Annotated in this window: 20 protein-coding genes and 1 other RNA gene; 14 read left to right on the plus strand and 7 right to left on the minus strand. The window is 70.5% G+C overall.

Annotated elements, in window-relative coordinates:
• Positions 1 to 168: 168 nt before the first annotated feature.
• Positions 169 to 1,161, minus strand: coding sequence for a LysR family transcriptional regulator (locus STRVI_RS39175; protein ID WP_014061103.1), 993 nt, complete (start codon positions 1,159 to 1,161; stop codon positions 169 to 171).
• A gap of 114 nt (positions 1,162 to 1,275) precedes the next feature.
• Between STRVI_RS39175 and STRVI_RS39180 the strand changes: the two genes are divergently transcribed.
• The 5 genes from STRVI_RS39180 to yicI all read left to right on the plus strand — a co-directional run bounded on the left by STRVI_RS39180 (position 1,276) and on the right by yicI (position 8,184).
• Positions 1,276 to 2,589 carry an MFS transporter gene (locus STRVI_RS39180; RefSeq protein WP_014061104.1) on the plus strand — a complete coding sequence of 438 codons (1,314 nt, stop codon included), beginning with the start codon at positions 1,276 to 1,278 and terminating at the stop codon, positions 2,587 to 2,589.
• A gap of 224 nt (positions 2,590 to 2,813) precedes the next feature.
• Positions 2,814 to 4,118 (plus strand): extracellular solute-binding protein, encoded by a 1,305-nt coding sequence (locus STRVI_RS39185; protein ID WP_014061105.1) that lies wholly within the window; start codon positions 2,814 to 2,816, stop codon positions 4,116 to 4,118.
• A 7-nt stretch (positions 4,119 to 4,125) separates the two neighbouring features.
• Complete coding sequence (locus STRVI_RS39190) at positions 4,126 to 5,058, plus strand: carbohydrate ABC transporter permease (RefSeq protein WP_014061106.1); 933 nt, start codon at positions 4,126 to 4,128, stop codon at positions 5,056 to 5,058.
• A gap of 77 nt (positions 5,059 to 5,135) precedes the next feature.
• Positions 5,136 to 5,900, plus strand: coding sequence for a carbohydrate ABC transporter permease (locus STRVI_RS39195; protein ID WP_050994104.1), 765 nt, complete (start codon positions 5,136 to 5,138; stop codon positions 5,898 to 5,900).
• A 13-nt stretch (positions 5,901 to 5,913) separates the two neighbouring features.
• On the plus strand, positions 5,914 to 8,184 hold the full coding sequence (yicI, locus tag STRVI_RS39200; protein ID WP_014061108.1) for an alpha-xylosidase: 2,271 nt from the start codon (positions 5,914 to 5,916) through the stop codon (positions 8,182 to 8,184).
• 59 nt (positions 8,185 to 8,243) lie between these two features.
• Here yicI and dacB read toward each other — a convergent pair whose 3' ends face one another.
• The gene (dacB, locus tag STRVI_RS39205; protein WP_014061109.1) at positions 8,244 to 9,818 is read right to left on the minus strand and encodes a D-alanyl-D-alanine carboxypeptidase/D-alanyl-D-alanine endopeptidase; all 1,575 of its coding nucleotides are present in this window, start codon (positions 9,816 to 9,818) and stop codon (positions 8,244 to 8,246) included.
• Positions 9,819 to 9,959: 141 nt separating this feature from the next.
• On the opposite strand from dacB, the gene STRVI_RS39210 reads away from it, so the two are divergent.
• A complete protein-coding gene (locus STRVI_RS39210; protein ID WP_014061110.1) occupies positions 9,960 to 10,361 on the plus strand; it encodes a DUF3592 domain-containing protein in 402 nt (133 codons plus the stop codon).
• A gap of 466 nt (positions 10,362 to 10,827) precedes the next feature.
• On the opposite strand, the gene STRVI_RS39215 is transcribed toward STRVI_RS39210, so the two are convergent.
• The gene (locus tag STRVI_RS39215; RefSeq protein ID WP_043237263.1) at positions 10,828 to 11,478 is read right to left on the minus strand and encodes a TetR/AcrR family transcriptional regulator; all 651 of its coding nucleotides are present in this window, start codon (positions 11,476 to 11,478) and stop codon (positions 10,828 to 10,830) included.
• 98 nt (positions 11,479 to 11,576) lie between these two features.
• On the opposite strand from STRVI_RS39215, the gene STRVI_RS39220 reads away from it, so the two are divergent.
• Positions 11,577 to 12,503 (plus strand): zinc-binding dehydrogenase, encoded by a 927-nt coding sequence (locus STRVI_RS39220; protein ID WP_014061112.1) that lies wholly within the window; start codon positions 11,577 to 11,579, stop codon positions 12,501 to 12,503.
• 327 nt (positions 12,504 to 12,830) lie between these two features.
• On the opposite strand, the gene STRVI_RS55225 is transcribed toward STRVI_RS39220, so the two are convergent.
• On the minus strand, positions 12,831 to 12,986 hold the full coding sequence (locus STRVI_RS55225) for a hypothetical protein (protein WP_014061114.1): 156 nt from the start codon (positions 12,984 to 12,986) through the stop codon (positions 12,831 to 12,833).
• Positions 12,987 to 13,233: 247 nt separating this feature from the next.
• On the opposite strand from STRVI_RS55225, the gene STRVI_RS39230 reads away from it, so the two are divergent.
• Genes STRVI_RS39230 through STRVI_RS39240 form a run of 3 tightly spaced genes read left to right on the plus strand, consistent with a single transcriptional unit; the run spans position 13,234 to position 14,931 of the window.
• Positions 13,234 to 13,557: a hypothetical protein gene (locus STRVI_RS39230; protein WP_353477067.1), complete on the plus strand. Its 324-nt coding sequence runs from the start codon at positions 13,234 to 13,236 to the stop codon at positions 13,555 to 13,557.
• Complete coding sequence (locus STRVI_RS39235) at positions 13,529 to 14,053, plus strand: DUF6879 family protein (RefSeq protein ID WP_014061116.1); 525 nt, start codon at positions 13,529 to 13,531, stop codon at positions 14,051 to 14,053. Before STRVI_RS39230 ends, STRVI_RS39235 begins: the two co-directional genes overlap by 29 nt.
• A gap of 29 nt (positions 14,054 to 14,082) precedes the next feature.
• Positions 14,083 to 14,931, plus strand: coding sequence for a helix-turn-helix domain-containing protein (locus STRVI_RS39240; protein ID WP_014061117.1), 849 nt, complete (start codon positions 14,083 to 14,085; stop codon positions 14,929 to 14,931).
• A gap of 58 nt (positions 14,932 to 14,989) precedes the next feature.
• On the opposite strand, the gene STRVI_RS39245 is transcribed toward STRVI_RS39240, so the two are convergent.
• Positions 14,990 to 15,211, minus strand: a complete 222-nt coding sequence (locus STRVI_RS39245) for a hypothetical protein (protein WP_014061118.1) — start codon at positions 15,209 to 15,211, stop codon at positions 14,990 to 14,992.
• Between the two features lie 124 nt (positions 15,212 to 15,335).
• On the opposite strand from STRVI_RS39245, the gene STRVI_RS39250 reads away from it, so the two are divergent.
• The 3 genes from STRVI_RS39250 to STRVI_RS39260 all read left to right on the plus strand — a co-directional run bounded on the left by STRVI_RS39250 (position 15,336) and on the right by STRVI_RS39260 (position 17,633).
• Positions 15,336 to 16,457: an adenosylhomocysteinase gene (locus STRVI_RS39250; protein WP_014061119.1), complete on the plus strand. Its 1,122-nt coding sequence runs from the start codon at positions 15,336 to 15,338 to the stop codon at positions 16,455 to 16,457.
• A 9-nt stretch (positions 16,458 to 16,466) separates the two neighbouring features.
• Positions 16,467 to 17,009, plus strand: coding sequence for an NUDIX hydrolase (locus STRVI_RS39255; protein WP_014061120.1), 543 nt, complete (start codon positions 16,467 to 16,469; stop codon positions 17,007 to 17,009).
• Between the two features lie 258 nt (positions 17,010 to 17,267).
• Positions 17,268 to 17,633: a hypothetical protein gene (locus STRVI_RS39260; RefSeq protein WP_150112956.1), complete on the plus strand. Its 366-nt coding sequence runs from the start codon at positions 17,268 to 17,270 to the stop codon at positions 17,631 to 17,633.
• Positions 17,634 to 17,639: 6 nt separating this feature from the next.
• On the opposite strand, the gene STRVI_RS39265 is transcribed toward STRVI_RS39260, so the two are convergent.
• Positions 17,640 to 18,398 (minus strand): TetR/AcrR family transcriptional regulator, encoded by a 759-nt coding sequence (locus STRVI_RS39265; RefSeq protein ID WP_014061122.1) that lies wholly within the window; start codon positions 18,396 to 18,398, stop codon positions 17,640 to 17,642.
• A 90-nt stretch (positions 18,399 to 18,488) separates the two neighbouring features.
• On the opposite strand from STRVI_RS39265, the gene STRVI_RS39270 reads away from it, so the two are divergent.
• Positions 18,489 to 19,640, plus strand: a complete 1,152-nt coding sequence (locus STRVI_RS39270) for an FAD-dependent oxidoreductase (RefSeq protein WP_014061123.1) — start codon at positions 18,489 to 18,491, stop codon at positions 19,638 to 19,640.
• Between the two features lie 57 nt (positions 19,641 to 19,697).
• Here STRVI_RS39270 and ssrA read toward each other — a convergent pair.
• Positions 19,698 to 20,067: a transfer-messenger RNA gene (ssrA, locus tag STRVI_RS47190) on the minus strand.
• Between the last annotated feature and the right edge of the window lie 177 nt (positions 20,068 to 20,244).

Raw genomic sequence — 20,244 nt, forward strand, 5'->3', positions numbered from 1 at the left:
GATATTCAGGATCGGCGCTCGCGCGTATTCGTGCTCCGGCCGATCTCGCGGCCCAGGGCTCGGCCCGGACGGTCTCCTCGATGACGACCCCGAACCCCGTCGCCTGCGCGCGTACAGCGTCGAGACGATGCCCGTCTGGTACCAGGTGATTCCGCAGCGCAAGCGCGTCTACATCAACCGCCTCAATCTCTGATCGTCACGGCCCGCCTCCGGGCGTGGCAGCCAGGCGCCCGGTGGGCGGGCGAGCCAGTCGGACGTGGTGGCGAGCGTGCGGGCCGCCGTGTGGAGGGCGTCCAGGCCGGGGTGGTGCAGGTCGCGGCGCCAGAGCAGGGAGACCGGGGAGAGCGGGACCGGGTCGGTGAGGGGGCGTAGCACCGTGCCGGGGAGATGGATGAACACCTCGCTGGCCAGCACCGCCCAGCGGCGCTTGGTCACCACCCGGATGAACTCCTCGTCCCCCTCGATCTCCGGGAACGGCTCCGCCATCGCGATCCCGCGCCCCGCGAAGAGCTGCGCGGCCAGGTCGGTCCACTCGGTGGTGGTGGGGTTGCCCGCCGCCGCGTACAGGGTCTCGCCCGCGAGCGCGGACAGCGGGATCTCCTCCAGCCGGGCCAGCGGGTGGTCCTCGCGCAGCACCACGGCGATGCGCTCGTAGCGGATGAGGCGGTGTTCCAGCCGGGCGAGCACGGCGGGGTCGAGGCCGTGGGCCCGGCCGAAGGAGACGTCGAGGCGGCCGGCGAGGAGTTCGGCGGCGGCCCCGGCCAGGCCGCTGTGGAAGCGGGCCACCAGCTCGGTGTCGGGGCCGAGGCGGTGCCGCGCCTCCGTCAGCACCTGGTTCCCCGTGCTCACCGGGGCGCCCACGTCCACCAGGAGCGGGCGGCGCTCGGCCCCGCTGAAGGCCGCCGCCAGGTCGTCCTGGGCCTGGAGCACCCGCCGGGCGTACGGGAGCAGCCGTTCGCCCACGGCCGTGAGGGCGACCTGGCGGGTGGTGCGGACGAACAGCTCCGCGCCCAACTCCCGCTCCAGGCGGCGGATGTCGCGGCTGAGTGCCTGCTGGGCGACGTAGAGGCGGGCGGCGGCGCGGGTGAAGTGCAGTTCGTCGGCGACGGCGGTGAAGGCGCGCAGCAGGCGCGGTTCGAGGTCCCGGTTCACGCGCACCATGGTGACCGACGCGATCCTCGATCCTTCACCCGCTCGGCATTGACAACGGATATGCGTGAATGGGCCCGGATCAGGTGTTGGACCGGCCCCGGGCGGCCCCGGGACCGTGGTGGGGTGATCCTCTTCCTCGCCTCCCGGCCCGTCGTACCGCGTCCTTCCCGTCCCGCCTCCCGGCCCGTCGTGCCGCATCCTTCCCGGCCCGCCTCCCGCCCCGGCGCCGCCGCCCCCGCCCCGCCGCGCCGCCGCCGGTCGCCGCTCGCCCCGTACCGCCGGCTCTTCGCCGCCCCCGGTGCGCTCGCCTTCACGCTCGCGGCCTTCGTCGGACGGCTGCCGGGCTCGATGCTCGGCGTCTCCACGGTGCTGATGATCGCCACGGTGCGGGACTCGTACGCGCTCGCGGGCGCCGTCTCGGCGACCGGAGTCGCGGTGACGGCGGTCGCGGGGCCGCTGCTGGGGCGGCTGGTCGACCGGTACGGGCAGGCCAGCGTCGCGGTCCCCGCCGTCGTCGTCTTCGTCGCCGGGGCGACCGCCATGGTGCTGTGCGTCCACTTCGGCGCCCCGGCCTGGGCGCTGTTCTGCTGCGCTGCGGGCTCGTCCGGCGTGCCCAGCCTGGGCGCGATGACCCGCGCCCGCTGGGCCGCGCTGCACCGCGACGACCCGGCCGCCCGGCACACCGCCACCTCCTTCGAGCAGGTCGTGGACGAGGTCTGCTTCATGGCCGGGCCCGCGCTGGCCATGGTGCTGTGCACGGCGGTCCTCCCCGAGGCGGGGCTGGTCACGGCGGCGGCACTGCTGCTCACCGGCACGCTGCTGTTCGCCGCCCAGCGCCGCACCGAACCGCCGCCGGAACCGCACGCCGCCCGGGGCCGCGTGCTCCTCACCCCCGCTCTGCGGGTCGTCCTGTTGACCTTCCTCGCGACCGGCGCGGTCTTCGGCTCGATGGAGGTGGCGACGGTCGCCGCCGTCGGCTCGCACGGGGGCTCCACGGCGAGCAGCACCGTCCTCGCCCTCCAGGCCGCCGGGTCCTGCGCCGCCGGGCTGGTCTTCGGCGCGCTGCCACCGCGCGGTACGGCCGGAGGGCGCCTGGTGGCGGGCGTGGCCGCGATGGCCCTGGCCGTCCTCCCCCTCCTGACCGCCCACAGCCTCGCCACCCTCGCCCCGCTGCTCTTCCTGGCGGGCATGGCCACGGCCCCCACGATGATCACCGGCATGACCCTGGTCCACCGCCTGCTCCCGGCCGCCCGCCTCAACGAGGGGATGACCACCGTGTACACCGGTCTGCTCATCGGCATCTCCACGGGCGCCGCGGTGGGCGGCTGGACGGTGGACCACCTGGCCCCCACATCGGCCTACCTCACCCCGGCGACGGCGGCCACCCTCGCCTTCGCCATCGCCTGGTCGGGGCGGCGTTGTCTGCGGGCCCCGTGACGGTCCGTACCGCAAGCACACGGCTCGGAGGGCCGGCCATGACCACATCGCCGGAACACGCGGACGTCCCCGCCCAGTTGCGCCGCAACACCCCTGCCCGCTCGCGCCCGTTTTGTCAACGCCATTGACATATTCCTCCCACCCCTCGTATACCTCTCCCCATCGAAGCGCTTCGACGAACGTTGCACGTGCGCCATTCCTTCCCACCCTCCCGGAGGCAGCGGATGTTGACGGCACGGAAACGGACGAAACGAACGGTGGCCGTCATCGCGGCCGCGCTCGCAGGAGCCCTGGTCATGGCGGGTTGCGGGGACAGCGGGGACGACGCCGGGGACGGCAAGTCGCTCAAGCTGTGGCACTACGAGGCGCCCAACAGCGCCATGGGCATCGCCTGGAAGCAGGCGATCGAGGAGTTCAAGAAGAGCCATCCGGGCGTCACGGTGAAGGTCGAGGAGAAGGGCTTCGAACAGATCCAGAAGACCGCCTCGATGGTCCTCAACTCCGGTGACGCACCGGACCTCATGGAGTACAACAAGGGCAACGCCACCACCGGGCTGCTCTCCAAACAGGGCCTGCTCACCGACCTCACCCCCGAGGTCACCAAGCGCGGCTGGGACAAGCCGCTCAGCCCCGGGGTGCGCACCACCAGCCGCTACGACGCACAGGGCGTGATGGGCTCCGGCAACTGGTACGGGATCCCCAACTACGCCGAGTACACGATGGTCTTCTACAACAAGACCCTCTTCGAGAAGCACCACGTCAAGGTCCCGACCACCTTCGCCGAATTCACCGCCGCCCTTGAGGCTTTCAAGGACGAGGGCGTCACCCCGCTCGCCAGCGCGGGCGCCGAATACCCCGCCCACCAGTACGTCTACCAGCTCGCCCTCACCAAGGCCGACCGCTCCTGGGTGGACGCCTACGAGCAGTACAAGGGCAAGCCGGACTTCCACGACGCCGCCTGGACCTATGGCGCCACCACCTTCGCGGACTGGGTGAAGAAGGGCTATATCGCCAAGAGTTCGAGCGGCGCCAAGGCCGAGGACGCGGGCGCGGCCTTCATCGCGGGGAAGTATCCGATGTTCTTCTCCGGGAGCTGGTGGTTCGGCCGCTTCACCTCCGAGATGAAGGACCAGTGGGGCACCTTCCCGTTCCCCGGCTCCAATCTCACCCTCGGCTCCGGCGGCAATCTCTGGGTCGTCCCCAAGGGCGCCAAGAACAAGGAGCTCGCCTACGACTTCATCGACATCACGATGAAGAAGGGCATCCAGAACACCCTCGGCAACCACGGCGGAGTGCCCGTGGCCGCCGATCCGTCGGCGATCACCGACCCCCAGTCCAAGAGCCTGATCCAGGACTTCACCGCCTACGCCGATGCCGACGGCCTGGCCTTCTACCCCGACTGGCCGGTCCCCGGCTTCTACGACACCCTCGTCTCCGAGACCCAGAAGCTGATCACCGGCAGCGCGGATCCCGACGCGTATCTGGACGCGCTGAAGAAGGCGTACGACGCGGGCGCGCCGAAGGGATGAGCGCCCGATGAGCACCCACAGCCACGGCATACAAGACAGCCACGCCGTACAAGGGCGTCGCCGCGAGTATCCGTACGCCCTGTTCCTGCTCCCCGGCGCGCTCGCCTTCCTCGCCGTCATCGTCGTCCCGTTCCTGATGAACACCGGGATCAGCCTCACCCACTGGCAGGGGGTGGGCAGCCCGAAGTGGGCCGGGCTGGACAACTACCGCGCCCTGCTGGACGACTCCGCCTTCTGGGAGTCCTTCCGGCACAGCCTGGCCATGGTGGTGGCGATGGCCGTGCTCCCCACCGCGCTGGGCCTGGTGCTGGCCGCCGCGCTCTTCGACTACGTCGCGGGGCACATCGGCACCCGCACCGCGAGCGTGCTGCGCGCCTGCTTCTATCTGCCGCAGGTGCTGCCGATCGCGGTGGCCGGGATCGTCTGGAGCTGGATCCTCGCCCCGGAGGGCGGCGCTCTGAACGAGGCGCTGGACGCCGTCGGCCTCGGCTCGCTGCGCCATGACTGGCTGGGCGACCCGGACTTCGCGCTCTACAGCGTGATGGCCGTGATGGTGTGGGTCCAGCTCGGCTTTCCGCTGGTGGTCTTCATGGCGGGGCTGCAGCGCGCCGATCCGTCCCTGCACGAGGCGGCCGAGCTGGACGGGGCCTCGTGGTGGCGGCGGTTCTGGCATGTGACGCTGCCGCAGATCCGCCCGGAGATCTCCGTCGTGCTGCTGTGGTGCACCATCGCGGCGCTCAAGGTCTTCGGCGCGGTGTATGTGCTCACCAAGGGCGGGCCGGGTGGGGCCACCAATGTCCCCTCGTACTTCTCCTTCCAGTCCTTCTTCGAGAAGACGCAGGTCGGCTACGGTTCCGCGGTCTCCACCGCCCTCACCGTGATCATCCTGGCGCTGGCCCTGGTGGCCTTGCGCCTGCAAACCCGGGCGGAGGATCAGTAGCGGTGAACGCCCTCAAGCGACACCAGGCCCCGGCCCGCTTTCCGGTGCTGGCCGCGCTGAGCGTGGCGGCCGTACTCATGGTGCTGCCGTTTCTCGTGGTGGCCCTCAACGCGGTGAAATCGCCCGCGGAGTACTCCGCGAACGGCCCGCTGAGCCTGCCCGAAGGGATCCATCTGGACGGGCTGCGGGACTTCTGGCAGCGGGTCGACTTCGGCCGGAAGCTGTTCAACTCCGCGCTGATCTCCGGCTCGGTGGCGGTGCTCGCCGCGCTGCTGTCGGTGCTCAACGCGTATGCGATCGGCATCGGGCGGGTCAAGGGCCGCCCCTGGGTGCTGGCCTTCTTCGTGCTGGCCAACATGCTGCCGCAGGAGGCCCTGGTCTATCCCGTCTACTACCTGTCCAAGCAGGTGGGGCTGTACGACACCCGGCTGAGCGTGATCATCGTCTTCACCGTGATCCAGTCGGCCTTCGGCACCTATCTGCTCTCCTCCGTGCTCGGCGCCTTCCCCAAGGAGGTCATCGAGGCGGCACGGATCGACGGCGCCAACAAGTGGCAGGTGCTGTGGCGGGTGGTGGTGCCGGTCAGCCGCCCCACCCTCGGGGTGCTGCTGGTCTTCTTCTTCATCTGGACCTGGAACGAGTTCCTGCTGCCCCTGGTGATGCTGATCTCCAACGACAACCAGACGGTCTCGGTGGCGCTCGGCGTCCTCCAGGGCCAGCGGCTGATGGACGCCACCATGACCAACGCGGCCGCCCTGCTCGGGGTGCTCCCCGCGTTCTGCTTCTTCCTGATCTTCCAGCGGACCCTGACCCGTGGCATCGCCATGGGCGCGGTCAAATGACGAGGAGGGCCGCATGAAGTTCAGCGACGGCTACTGGAGACTGCGCGAGGGCGTCCGCGCCGCATACCCCCAGGGGGTGCTCGATGTGGAGACCGGCCCCGGCACCCTCACCGTCCATGCCCCCACCCATCCCGTACGCCACCGCGGCGATCTGCTCAAGGGCCCCGCCCTCACCCTGACCTGCACCTCCCCCATGCCCGATGTCATCGCCATCCGCATCACCCACTTCGCCGGCGGGGTGGAGCGCGGCCCGTCCTTCGAGATCGCCCGCCAGGAGTGCGACGCCGAGGTGAGCTGCGACGCCGAGGAGGCCCGGCTCACCTCGGGCGCGCTCTCGGTGCGCTTCGCCCGCACCGGACCCTGGCGGATGGACCTGGAGGCCGCCGGGCGCGTGCTCACCAGCAGCGGCGCCAAGGACATGGGCATCATGGAGACCCCCGACGGCCACCACCACCTGCGCGAACGGCTCGCGCTGCGGGTCGGCACCTCCGTCTACGGCCTCGGCGAGCGCTTCGGCCCGCTGGTGCGGAACGGCCAGGCCACCGACATCTGGAACGCCGACGGCGGCACCGCCACCGAACAGGCGTACAAGAACGTCCCGTTCCTCCTCACCGACGCGGGCTACGGCGTCTTCGTCGACCACCCCGGCCGGGTCTCCTTCGAGGTCGGCTCGGAGGCGGTCTCCCGGATCCAGTTCAGCGCCGAGGACCAGGAGCTCACGTACTACGTCATCCACGGCCCCACCCCCAAGGAGATCCTGCGCCGCTACACCGCGCTCACCGGCCGCCCCGCGCTGCCGCCCGCGTGGTCCTTCGGGCTGTGGCTGTCCACCTCCTTCACCACCTCCTACGACGAGGAGACGGTCACCGGCTTCGTCGACGGCATGGCGGAGCGCGGACTGCCGCTGTCCGTCTTCCACTTCGACTGCTTCTGGATGCGCGAGTACCAGTGGTGCGACTTCACCTGGGATCCGCGGGTCTTCCCCGATCCGGAGGGCATGCTGCGCCGGCTGCGCGAACGGGACCTGCGGATCTGCGTCTGGATCAATCCGTACATCGGCCAGCGCTCCCCGCTCTTCGCCGAGGGCAAGGCGGCCGGCCATCTGCTCAAGCGGCCGGACGGCTCGGTGTGGCAGTGGGACCTGTGGCAGCCGGGCATGGCGCTGGTGGACTTCACCGACCCCGACGCCCGCGCCTGGTACGCGGCCAAGCTGACCGCGCTGCTGGACATGGGTGTGGACTGTTTCAAGACCGACTTCGGCGAGCGGGTGCCCACCGATGTGGTGTACGCGGACGGCTCCGACCCCGAGCGGATGCACAACTACTACACCCACCTCTACAACCGCACCGTCCACGAGGCGCTGCGCGAGCGGCGCGGTGAGCGCGAGGCGGTGGTCTTCGCGCGCTCGGCCACGGCGGGCGGCCAGCGGTTCCCGGTGCACTGGGGCGGCGACTGCGAATCCACCTACGAGGCGATGGCCGAATCGCTGCGCGGCGGGCTCTCGCTGGGTCTTTCCGGCTTCGGCTTCTGGAGCCATGACATCGGCGGCTTCGAGGGCACCCCGGACCCGGCCCTGTTCAAGCGGTGGATCGCCTTCGGACTGCTGTCCTCGCACAGCAGACTGCACGGCTCGTCCTCCTACCGGGTGCCGTGGCACTTCGACGAGGAATCGGTCGAGGTGCTGCGCCACTTCACCCGGCTGAAGCTGCGGCTGATGCCGTATCTGTACGAGGCGGCACGGCAGGCGCACACCGAGGGCGTCCCGGTGATGCGCGCCATGGTCCTGGAGTTCCCCGACGACCCGGGATGCGCGGGCCTGGAGCGGCAGTACATGCTCGGCGGAGATCTGCTGGTCGCCCCGGTCTTCGACGACGAGGGGGAGGTGAGCTACTACGTGCCCGACGGCGTCTGGACGCATGTGCCCACCGGGCGGACGGTGCACGGCCCGCGCTGGGTGCGCGAGACCCACGGCTTCCTCAGCGTCCCGCTGCTGGCCCGGCCCGGCGCGGTGATCCCGTTCGGGGCGGTCGACGACCGCCCCGACGCCGACTGGGCGGACGGGATCACGCTGCGGGTGTACGAACCGGCCGCGGGCCGCCCGGTCACGGTGCGGGTGCCACGCCCGGACGGCACGACGGCCGGCACCTTCACCGTGGTCCGGGACGGGGTGGAGCTGCGCGCCGAGGCCACCGGCACCTCGGCGCCCTGGCGGCTGGAGGTGGCCGGCGGCCCGTCGGCCGAGGCGGCGGCGGGGACGGCGGTGCTGACGCTGCCGATGCCGTAGCCCTGTCCGTAGCCCTGGCGCCGGCGCTCAGCGGCGCCGGGGCTGACCCGGGAACACGCTCAGCAGCGCCGGGGCTTGACCCAGGCGCATTCGAGTCCGGCGTCGGCCGTGGCGGCCGTGGCGCCCCGTACGGCACGGGGCCGCACCGCCTCCGCATGGCCCTCGCCGGACTTCGCGAGCGTCACCACGATCGCGTCCTCCAGGCTCTTCACCGACTCCGCGAGGTAGTTGTTGAGAACAACGCTGTAGACCAGCTCCCTGCCGTCCGCGTCCGTGACATAGCCGGAGAGCGCGGAGGCACCGGTCAGGGAGCCGGTCTTGCCGCGTGCGTTGCCGGCCGCCGGGGTGGAGCACATCCGCGTCCGCAGCGTGCCGCCCACGAACCGGTCCGGGGCGCAGGCCACCGGCAGCGAGGCGTACCAGTCGGCGTACCAGGGCTCGTCGCGCACCGACAGCAGCAGCTCGGTGAGGCGCCCGGCCGCGATGTTGTCCATCCGGGACAGCCCCGAACCGTCGACCTGGCGTACCGCGCCGGTGTCCACGCCCTGTTTCTTCAGCCAGTCGGCGATGGCGCCGAGCCCCGCGTCCCAGGTGCCGCGACCGGCCGTCGCATAGCCGATGGCCTTGGTGAGCGCCTCGGCGTGGATGTTGTTGGACAGCTTCATGAAGGGGATCAGCAGTTCCTTGAGCGGCATCGAGCGGTGCGCGGCGAGCGTCCGGGCGTCCGCCGGAGTGGCCCGGCCCAGGCGGGTGGGCCCGGCCACCCGGACGCCGTGCCGGTGGAGGGCGTCGGCGAAGACCGAGGCGGCGTAGCCGGTGGGCTCCCAGACGCTGACCCACTCCTTGGCGGTCGCCGCCCCGGCCGGAATCGCGCCGCCGACGGTGATGGTGTTGGAGCCGTGCCCGCGCTCGACGGTGAGGCTGCCGCTTCCGGTGGTCGCGCGGTTGTCGATCCGTACGTAGGAGTTCGGCGGCGTGACGGTGACCTTCGGCCGGTCGCCGGCGGCCGCGCCCGGGGCGACCTCCACGATGACGCTGCCCGCGTCGTAGTCGGTGTCGGGGGCGAGCGTCAGCGCGGAGATCTGCGCCGCGTAGTACGAGGACTCGTCGTCGGCCGCCCAGGAGCGGCCCACCCGCTGCGCGTCGAAGCGGGTGTCATCGGCGATCAGCCGCCCGGTGACCTTGGTGATGCCCGCGTCGGCGACGCTCTTGGCCAAGCGGTCGTAGTCCCCCGCGAGCATCGTGGGATCGCCGGTGCCGCGCAGATACAGATCGCCCCGGAGCGTACGGCCGTGGCGGCTGCCGTCGGTCAGCACATCGGTGCCGAAGCGGTGGTCGGGGCCGAGCAGCCCCATGGCGGCGGCCGAGGTGAACAGCTTGGTGTTGGAGGCGGGCATCAGCCGGTCGTCGGCCCGGTGCCGGTAGAGGGCGGCGCCTGAATCGGCGTCGGCGACCACCACCCCGGCCGCGCCGCCCTTCAGCAGGGGGTCGGCGAGGATGGTGTCGAGGGCGTCGCCGATCCCGGCGCGGGAGGTGTCCGCACCGGCAGGCGAGCTCCAGGTGAGGGTGCAGGCGAGTCCGATGACGAGGGGCCAGATCCAGCCGCTCACACGACGCTTCAGGGGTCTGCTCATGTCACGGGAGGATCCCGCACCCCGTCATTTCGCGACAGAGCGCGCGGGCGGAACCGAAGCTCCGGATCAACGCGTCTCCTGTGGTAGGCAGGGGATTCGAACACTTCGAAGACTTCGAACACGACGAGAGGCGGTTCATCGATGGCCACGCCCGGAGCCGATCTGCTGTGTATCGCGGTCGGCCTGCTGATCTACGCCTGCGCCGTCCGCGACGCCCGGCTCGTGCGACGGCTGCGCCGCGAAGGGCTCCGTACGGAGGGGCTGGTGGTCGCCAACATCGTGGACCGCCGGGGCGAGAGCACGACCCAGACGCCGGTCATCCGGTTCCACGACCACCAGGGCTACGAGGTGGAGTTCACGACCGCGATCCAGGGCATCGGGATGGGGCTGGCGAACGGCCGGAGAGTGGGCGTGGTGTACCTCCCGAGCAGCTCGCACAAGGCGCGGGTGGACATGCGGCGCCAGTTGGTGGGCCCGGCGGTGGGCATGACCCTGGCGGGCACGCTCTTCCTCGGCGTCGGCCTGCTCATCGCCTTCACCTGAAGGCCGGCCATCGGCGCGGCACGGCGCGGCGGCAGGCCGTCAGCGAACCGGGCGCGGCGCGGCCGCCGGGCATGGCTGCCGCTGGTTGAGCCGCCCGGCAGCGGGCCGGGCGCGGCCGCCGGGTGCCGCGGCCGACCAGGCCGGATGCGGCCGCCTGTCGGTGGCCGCCATCAGCCGGGCGAGCGCAGCCGCTGACATCAGCCGGTCCGAGCGCGGCCGTCAGCCGGGCCCAGCGCTGCGCCAGCGGGGCCGGGCGCTGCGCCAGCGGGGCCGGGCGCTGCGCCAGCGGGGCCGGGCGCTGCGCCAGCGGGGCCGGGCGCTGCGCCAGCGGGGCCGGGCGCTGCGCCAGCGGGGCCGGGCGCTGCGCCAGCGGGGCCGGGCGGCCAGCCGGGCAGGGCGGCTCAACCAGCGGCGGGACGCGAGGCGGCGGCCAGCCATCAACAGGGTCGGGCGCAGCCGCCGAGCGTCACCGGGACGTGGTCAGGGCGAGGCTGCCGGGGAGGGCGGCGACGGCCTCGCGGAGGCGGGCGGCCAGCTCCTCGGCGGTGGGCGGCTCGGTACGGCCCGCCTCGTCCGCCCGCGCCACCCAGCTCGCCAGCGCCCCGCGGAACGCGGCGATCAGCATGTCCACGGCCAGCCGCGGCCGCAGGTCGCCCGGCCCCCCGAGGCCGAACCGGCGGTGCAGGATCTCCAGCGCCTCCTGCGTGGTGGCCTCGCAGAACTGCAGACCGTGGGCGCCCATCGAGGGGGTCCGCTCGGCCAGCCGCCGGCTGAGCAGCATCCGCCGGGCCCAGCCCTCGTCGTCCATCCGCTCCAGCGCGGCCAGCAGCGCGTCCCGTCCCAGCTCCACCACGGGCAGCGTGCCCGGGTCCGCGGTCTCCAGCTCCTCCAGGAAGGCCCGCCACAGGTCCTGGTCGGGGGCCATCGCGACATCTTCCTTGCTGGTGAAGGTGCGGAAGAAGGTGCGCTTGGAGACCTCCACCTCCTCGCACAGCTCATCCAGCGTCACTCCGCCGAAGCCGCGCCGGGTGAACAGCTCCAGCGCGGTGTCTATCAGCGCCTGACGGGTGCGCCGCTTCTTGCGTTCGCGCAGCGAGGAGTTGGGAGCGGCAGTCACGGCGAAAAGTGTAGCCGCCACCGACGATGCCACTTGCGCGCTTTTGCCACTCAGTGGCATAACTGTGATCGTCACCCTTCATCGAAAGGCGAACCGCCATGCGCGCTCTGCTCGTTGACCACTCCGCCCCCTCCGGCCTCCGCCTCGGCGAGGCCGCCGACCCCGAACCCGCCCCCCACCAGGCGCTGGTCCGGGTGACCGCCACCTCCCTCAACTACGGCGAGGTCGCCCACCGGACCGAGGCCCCCGAGGGCACCGTGCTGGGCTGGGACGCCGCCGGGGTGGTCGAGCGCGCCGCCGCCGACGGCTCCGGACCGGCCGCCGGAACCCCCGTCGTCACCCTGGGCGCGGACGGCGGCTGGGCGGAGCTGCGCGCGGTGGACACCACCATGCTCGGCGTCCCGCCCACCGGTGCCGACCCCGGCGCGATCAGCACCATCCCGGTCGCGGGCGGCAGCGCCCTGCGCGCCCTGCGCCGGATCGGCGACACCCTCGGCCGCCGCATCCTGGTCACGGGCGCCACCGGCGGCGTCGGCCGCTACGCCCTCCAGCTCGCCCGGCTCGGCGGCGCCCATGTCATCGCCTCCACCGGCGACCCGGCCGCCCACGGCGACGGCCTGCGGACACTGGGCGCCCACCAAGTGGTCACGGACCCGACGGAGATCGACGAGCCGGTGCACGGAGTGGTCGACAACGTTGGCGGACCGCAGTTGGTGGCGGCGTACGACAAACTCGCCGCACACGGCACCCTGGTCTCCGTCGGCCATGTCACGGGCCAGCCCGAGACCTTCCCCTTCGGCGCCCTCTACGGAAACGACGGCCGCCACGACCGCTCGATCGTCACCTTCTACCTGCTGGACGGCGCCGATATCGGCCCCGACCTCGGCTGGCTCGCGGAGCGCGTCGCGACGGGCGACCTCGACCCCGGTATCTCCTGGCGCGGCGGCTGGGACCGGGCCGAGGAGGCCGTCGCCGCCCTGCTGGAGCGCCGCCTCCACGGCAAGGCGGTCCTGGACATCGGCTGACGGCCGGCAGGGGCGCCCCCGTCGTCTGCCACGAAGGAAGCAGACGACCAGGACCCAGGACAGTCCAGCCCCGGCCGCCTATGAGCATCAGGACATGAGGCGGACGGCGGCCTCAGGACCACTTGAAGCGGTGGGGGTTGTTGTGGTCGCGGTGTCGGGGGCACTGGCACGGCGGCCACGCCTGCCCCATTGAGCAGGCGTCACTCTTCTCCCCTGCGAGGACGGCCACGATCGCTCTTCGCGCGGTGACGATCCCGTTGTGCGCCATGGTGTAGACACGCATGGTCATCTTCGGCTGCTCGTCCCGATCCGGCCTATTGTTGATCATCAGTGGTCGCTCTCTACGCCGACCGGCGCGATGAGCTGGAGCAGGCTGTACAGACTCCGCTTCACCGCGCCCAGGTGGTAGGCCAGCTCTTCCGGCGCGGCGTCGGCCAGGTCGAGGGCTTCGGCACCTGCGAGGGTCTGTCCTGCGACGATCACAACCGCGTGCTCAAGTCCTTCGCGGGTTGGCTTTGCGGCCGCGATACACCCTGAGCACAGGCCCGAGCGCGGCACGGCGCGGTCATGGGGCCCGAAGTCGCCGGGGGCGGCGCACAACGTGCACGCCGGGGACGGACGTGGTCCGGGCCGCACGCGCGCCATGCGCGTCGTTGACGCCTGCCGGTACTGCGCTACGGGCCGGCCGTTGGCAGTATCGACCGAGCGGCCGGAAATCTACCCTGCGCTCTTGACCGCCTCGCGCCGGTCGACGAGCGTCAGCGTGCAACATGGCGCAACTCTCTGGACTCAGGAGGCAGTCATGGCACTACGTTTCATCGGCATCGACCCGGAAACCGGTGACGGCAACTGCCCTGCCGTTTGGGTCGATGAGACGACCGAGGGTGGACCGGAACTGATCCTCCAGGGCTGGCTGGCCGACGAGGGGACACAGGCCGAGTGCGCCAAGGACAGCCCTAAGCCCGACACCGAGGCGGTCATCCGGGTTCCTGCCCGCATGGTGCCGCTGATCAGGAAGGCGTGCGATGCCGCAGAACGTTCCCAGCTTCGCTGAGCTGCTGAAGGGTGCGCAGCAATCTGCCGTGCACCTGGAGATGCGCGACGTCTACGACGTCGAGAACGAGCGCGAGCCGTTCGCCCGGTGGGGTGCCGGCTTCCGCCTGAACGAGGGGGACCGGTCGTCGTGGTGGCGTCCGTGGCTCGACCTGGTCGCGGAAACGGTGGGGCGCGGCGTCGTGATGCGTCGAGCTCGCATCGTGTCCGAACCGGTGACCGACTACATCAAGTACGAGCACAGCGGTACGTTCACGAACGTCGCGGCGGGCGAGCTGGTCCGGTGGCTGCCCCGGGCGAGCGCCTCGGACATTGCCGTGCCCGGCAACGACTTCTGGCTCATCGACCAGCGGGCCGTGCGCTTCAACGTCTTCACTGGCCGCGGTGACGTAGCCGCGCCGCAGTACACCGAGGACCCTCGGGTGGCCAAGCTGTGCAGCGACGCGTTCGAAGCCGTATGGGAGCGGGCCATCCCACACGAGGAGTACAAGGTCTGACCCGCCGCAGCACAGGACACCTGGCTCAAATGAACGTCTCGCCGTCGTCCGCCGCCCAAGCGGCCCGCGAAGCTGTCGCCGCCCGTCTGACTGACCTGCGCAAAACGGCAGGACTCAAGGCGTATGAAGTGGCGGCCCTGTGCGGCTGGCACAAGTCGAAGGTGTCCCGGCTGGAGAACGCCGTTACGCTGCCCGAGGACGCCGATATCCGGGCGTACCTAAAGGCCTGCGGCGCACCGGAACATGTGGCCGAGCTGATCGCCCAGACCCGCAACGCCGATCAACTGTATGTGGACTGGAAGCGGTTGCACGGTACGGGCATCCGGCGCATCCACGAGTCCACAGTGCCGCTGTACCAGCGCACGCATCTATTTCGAGTCTACTGCTCGAACGTCGTCCCCGGCCTGCTCCAGACGCACGGCTACGCCCAGGCACTCCTGAGCACCATCAGCGACTTCCAGGGCACGCCCAACGACGCCTCAGAGGCCGCGACGGCCCGGCTGGACCGATCTCGGGTCATCTACGAGGGCGACCACCGGTTCGTGCTTCTGGTCGAGGAGACGGTCCTGCGCTATCGCTTCGGCGACGCGGCCGTGATGGCGGGGCAGCTCGGTTCGCTCCTAGAGGTCATGTCGCTGCCGTCCGTGGCCTTCGGCGTCATCCCGTCCACCGTGGCTCGGAGCATGTGGCCACTCGAAACGTTCATGATCTTCGACGACGACCGAGTACAGGTCGAAACGCTGTCGGCGGAGATCAGCATCACCAGCGAAGCAGAGATCACCGTCTACGCGAAAGCATTCGCCGCGCTCCAGCAGCTGGCCATATTCGGCCACGACGCCCGGGCGCTCATCACGGATGCGATCAACGCCCTCGGATGAAATCCCGCAACTTCGTAGAACTTCCTTGAGGCCCAACTTCCGCCATCTTTAGTGTCGTTCACATGACGAACACCGACCTGGACAGCACCGCTGGCCCTCTTCCTCTCAGAACGACCCGGGAGCCCCCGTCGACGCCATCGAGGAGGCCGAGCGCAAGCTCTCCGCCGATCCCGGCGCCGGGCTGAAGTCGCAGCACCAGGACACCCAGCGCCTCGTCCGGTGCGCCCTCGCGCTCCTCCACCACCACGCCGTTCTCTCCCGTCGCGCCGACGCACGCCACGCCACCGCATCCGCCTGATGCCGCCGACTGCCCCCGCGACCGTGTCCCCGGTCACCCTGTCGGCCAAAGACCACCGCTGAGCGACCGAAACACCGAACGTCCCTGCCTTCGTAAGGAGATGCACGTGGAAACCACGGACCTTGCCCGGCTGGATGCCTACTTCGGCCGCATCGTGCAGCGGTTTCAGCTGCCCGACCGGCCCGCTTCCTTCCTGGTCACGCATCTGCTGCCCGAGCGCCCAGCGTTCGTCCGGGCCGTGGCCGGTCTGTCGGACCTGCGTGCCGTACTCCCCAAGCCGAAGTCGATCAGCACCACCGCCCGCCGGGAGGTCGAGCGCTCCTTCCCCTGCGACGCACTGTCCCGGGACCTGTTCGCAGACCCGGATTCCGCCGTGACGTATCTCGAGACGCGAGCGGCGGGCGATGACGTGTTGCTGCTCGACGTGGGCGGCTACTTCGCCCCCGCACTGGAAGCCCTGTACTACCAGTTCTCCGGCCGGATTCTCGGCGTGGTCGAGGACACCGAGAACGGGCACCGCCGGTACGCCGAGATCGACAAGCTGCCCTGCCCTGTCGTGTCCGTGGCCCGCTCACCGCTCAAGGACCCGGAGGACTTCCTCGTCGGCCAGTCCGTCGTGTTCTCCACCGAAGCCCTGCTACGGGGCAGAGGCGACATCTTGCACGGCCGCCCCGCCCTGGTCCTCGGGTTCGGGAAGCTCGGGTCCAGCATCGCCCGCCTCCTGCACGCCAAAGGCATCCACGTCACCGTGTACGACGTCAGCCCCGTCCGGCGCGCCCAGGCCCTCTCCCAGGGCTTCGGCGTCGCCCGCGATCGGGACCACGCCCTCACCCAGGCCGGACTGGTCCTGTGCGCGACCGGTTCCCTGTCGCTGCGCGGCGAGGACTTCCCGCAGCTCCGCAACGGCGCCTACGTCGCCACCGTCACCAGCAGCGAAGACGAGCTGGAGCTGGACGGACTGCCGGACAGCTACACCCGCAGCGCCGCCGGAGACGGCATCACCCGCTACCTCGCCACCGGCCACTACTTCTATCTGCTCAACAACGGCAACGCCGTCAACTTTCTGCACAGCGCCAGCGTCGGCCCGTTCATCTTCCTCGTACAGGCCGAGATACTGGCCGCCCTCCGCATGCTGGCACGGGGAGACCTCGCCCCGGGCATGCACGAGGTGCCGTCCGAGGACCGTGCGGCCATCGCCGCGACCTGGCTCAACTACTACAACCGCTAAGGGAGACCCGTGACCATCACGGCCGACCAGATCCGCGCCGTCATCAGCGACTACACCAGCGCCCACCCCGAGGAGAAGACGACCCTCGCACTCGTTCTCGATCTGCTGAATGGCGGCGCCGACCTCACCAGCCGGAAGGAATTCCGGGGCCACGCCACTGCCGGGGCCGTCCTGGTCGACGACGACGGGCAGGCCCTGTTCATCAAGCATCTGGCGCTCGGCAAGTGGCTACTGCCCGGCGGCCACCTGGAGGCCGACGACGCCGACCTCATGGGCGCCGCCCTACGGGAACTGGCGGAGGAGACCGGCATCAGTGCTGCTATCGCCCCGCTCTCACCCGTCCCGGTACACGTCGACGTGCACCCCATCCCGGCCAACGACGCCAAGGGCGAGCCCGACCACCAGCACTTCGACTTCCGCTACCTGTTCCGCACCACTACTGGCAGCGACGTGACCTTGCAGGCCGAGGAGGTCAGCGGCTTCGCGTGGCGGGGCCTGGACACCATCAGCGACGAAGTGCTGAGGAACCGCGTTCGCGCCGCCTTGCGCTGACCTTGACCTTGGCCCTGACAGCCGGCGGGGTGCTCCGCGTCACCTTCCGCAAGCGTTAGCCGCAGACAGCACGACGGCCGGCCCCTCAGCTACGGGAACCGGCCGGTAACGTCGTGTCCCTCAGCTGACCGCCGCAGATGGCTCCGCGAGCGGTTGCCCGTCAGGACCTCGGCGGCCTCCGCCATGCGGGCATCCGTGCCCTGCGTCACGTGCGAGTAGGTCGCGCTCGTGATGGCCGAGTTTCCGTGACCGATCAGCTTGGACACCGACTCGATGCCGATGAGCGGGAGACCGTACGGCCGTCAGGGAGCGATAAACGGGCTCATAGACGTGATTGTCGAGCGCGGTCTCGTAATCGCCTCAGAGCTGGCCACCAACGCGATCCGGCACGCCACCCGCTACATTCCCGATCCCGAGCAGCGCGGCTGCTTCCGTCTCAAGGTCGAATGCCCCAGCGATCACCTGGTACCAATCTCGACGTTCGACCGGTCCCTCGCCGTCCAGGTTCCAGCGGTCCGCTTCAACCCCGCAGACCTCCCGGTCGGGGAGCTGACGGTCACGGCTCGGCTTGGCGGCTGCCCGGCCTCCGCCCCGGTGGCCGAAACCGCCGCACCGATGTCCTGAGACCGTTCACGGCCGTGGCGGGACCAGCCCCTGCAGCAGCAGGGTGAGGGTGAAGGTGAACCGGTCGTGTCCGGTGCCTGAGGTGAGCTCCCGCGCATGGGCGACGGTGTGAGGGAACAGGTTGGGCGGCAGCATCCGAAGCCGCTCCTCGATCTCGGCGCGGTCGATCACCCGGCCGTCGACGTCCTCACTCTGCCGCCGGGCCGCGGATGCCTCCAGGCAGTAGCCCGTGATGTAGAGGAAGGCCGCGTCGCCGGCCCAGGCCGCCTGTCGGGCGGGCGCGCCACTGGCGAGCAGGATCGCGAGCATCCCCTCGCCGACCCGCAGAGTCGCCAGATCGGCGGGCACCACGGCGAGAGCGGCCTGCGCGATACCGGGGTAGCGCAGAAACTGATCGCGGAGCTGTGCGCACACGTCCATGAACTGGTCCCGCCAGCACGCGGGGTCCGGTGCGGGGAGGGTGACCTGGGAGCACAGCCTGCCGATGAGCAGGTCACCGAGCTCCGCCCGGTTGCGCACGTGCGCGTACAACGACGCGGGGCCGGTCCCGAGCCGCGTCGCGACCGAGCGCATCGTCAGGTCCTCGAAGCCGCTCGCCTCGACGGCCTGGAGAGCGGAGTCGATGATGCGCTCCAATGTGATGGGGGTCTTCTCCCGGCCGGCGGCCCGGCGCGCTCCGGTTTCCGAGGCGGCGTTCTTGGCCGAGATCAGCGCCGCCCACTGATCCCGGGAGATTGCGTCACGCGTTGCCCGTCGTCCTGCCACGACGCCACCATACCTGTTGACGAACAATGATCGTCGCCAGAACAATGTTCGTCGTAGCTGGAAAGGCGAACCAACGCGAACGGAATCACCATGACGTCCTCGGTCTCGATCATCGGCGCCGGCCTCGGCGGACTCACGCTCGCCCGGATCCTGCACCTCCACAACATCCCCGCCACCGTCTACGAGGCGGAGAAGTCCGCAGGCGTCCGCACCCAGGGCGGACAGCTCGACCTCCACGAAGAAGACGGCCAGCTCGCCCTGGAGATGGCCGGGCTCACCGAGGAGTACCGCTCGATCATCCACCGAGGCGGCGGAGCACGACGTGTCGTCGACGAGCAGGGACGCGTCGTCGTCGACCGGCCGGACGACGGCTCCCTGGCACGGCCGGAAACACTGCGCGGTGACATCCGTCGGATCCTGCTCGCATCACTGCCGCCCGGCACGGTGCGATGGGACAAGAAGCTCGTCTCGGCGACCCCCGTCGGAGACGGACGACACCAGGTGTCGTTCGTGGACGGCTCGTCGGCCGTGTCCGACGTCCTCGTGGGCGCCGACGGGGTCTGGTCCAAGGTCCGGGCGCTCCTGTCGGACGAGCGGCCGGTGTACTCGGGCATGAGCTACGTCGACACCTGCCTTCACGACGTCGACACGGCCCACCCGCGCGTGGCCGGCCTCGTCGGGAACGGCGCCCTGTACGCCCTGGTCCCGGGCAAAGGATTCCTCGCCCACCGTGAAGCCGGTGACGTCGTCCACACCTACGTCGTGCTGCACCGTCCTGTGGAGTGGTTCGATGCGATCGACTTCACCGACGCCCCGGCGGCGAAGGCACGGGTGGCGGCAGAGTTCGACGGCTGGGCACCGGAGCTGCTGGCCTTGATCACCGACGGCGAGTCCGCACCCGTCCTGCGCAGCATCTACGAGCTGCCGGACGACCACCGCTGGGACCGGGCCCCCGGCGTCACACTCCTCGGCGACGCGGCACACGCGACCGTCCCCGGAGGAGACGGAGCCAATCTCGCGATGCTCGACGGCGCCGAACTCGGTACGGCGATCGCAGCCCACCCCGACGACATCGAGCGGGCCCTCACCGACTACGAGAGCGGAATGTTCCCCCGGAGCCATAAGGCGGCTGCCGCCGCCCACCGCACCATCGACTTCATCTTCGGCGCCAACGCCCCCACCGGGGTCATCAGCCTGTTCTCAGAAGCCGCTCGATCGCCAGGCTCGTCCGAGCACCGATGAGCACCGAAACACGACGAGGGCCCCGCCGGCTGGCGGGGCCCTCGTCGTACATGGGATGAGTGGAGATGGCGGGAATCGAACCCGCGTCCACCGGTGTGGAATCAGGACTTCTCCGAGCGCAGTCCGCTGTGATTTTCTCGGCCCCGGAGATCACGCGGACAAGTCTCCGACGGGCTCAGTCACTGTTTGATTTCCCACTACGCCCCGTGACCGGGCTTAGTGGTTTAGTTCCCTAGCTGATGCCAGGATCCGGGTCGGGAACAGCCCCGGGCTGACACTTCGCAAGTCGCTACTTAGGCAGCGAGGGCGAAGGAATCGCGCTTGGTGTTGGCGATTATTGGTTGCGACATATGGTTAACGAGATCATTGCCGCTTCCTCGGCTCGCTTCTCCTGCTTCGACAGCCGCTGTCGAAACCGATCATCCCCATGTGGTGTTTTCAAAGGTGGTGCCGCGCCCTCGGAGGGGCACAAGCGCCATCATAGGTGAACAACGCGCGACGGGGCTACATCATTCCCGCCGCCCGGGGCGCGTGCCCGGCTGGTCAGGCCCCAGGGCCGGTCAGGCCCCAGGGCCGGTCAGGCCCGCTGAGCTGGTCAGGCCCG

It is taken from the genome of Streptomyces violaceusniger Tu 4113, from assembly GCF_000147815.2.
GTDB classification, from domain to species: Bacteria; Actinomycetota; Actinomycetes; order Streptomycetales; family Streptomycetaceae; genus Streptomyces; species Streptomyces violaceusniger_A.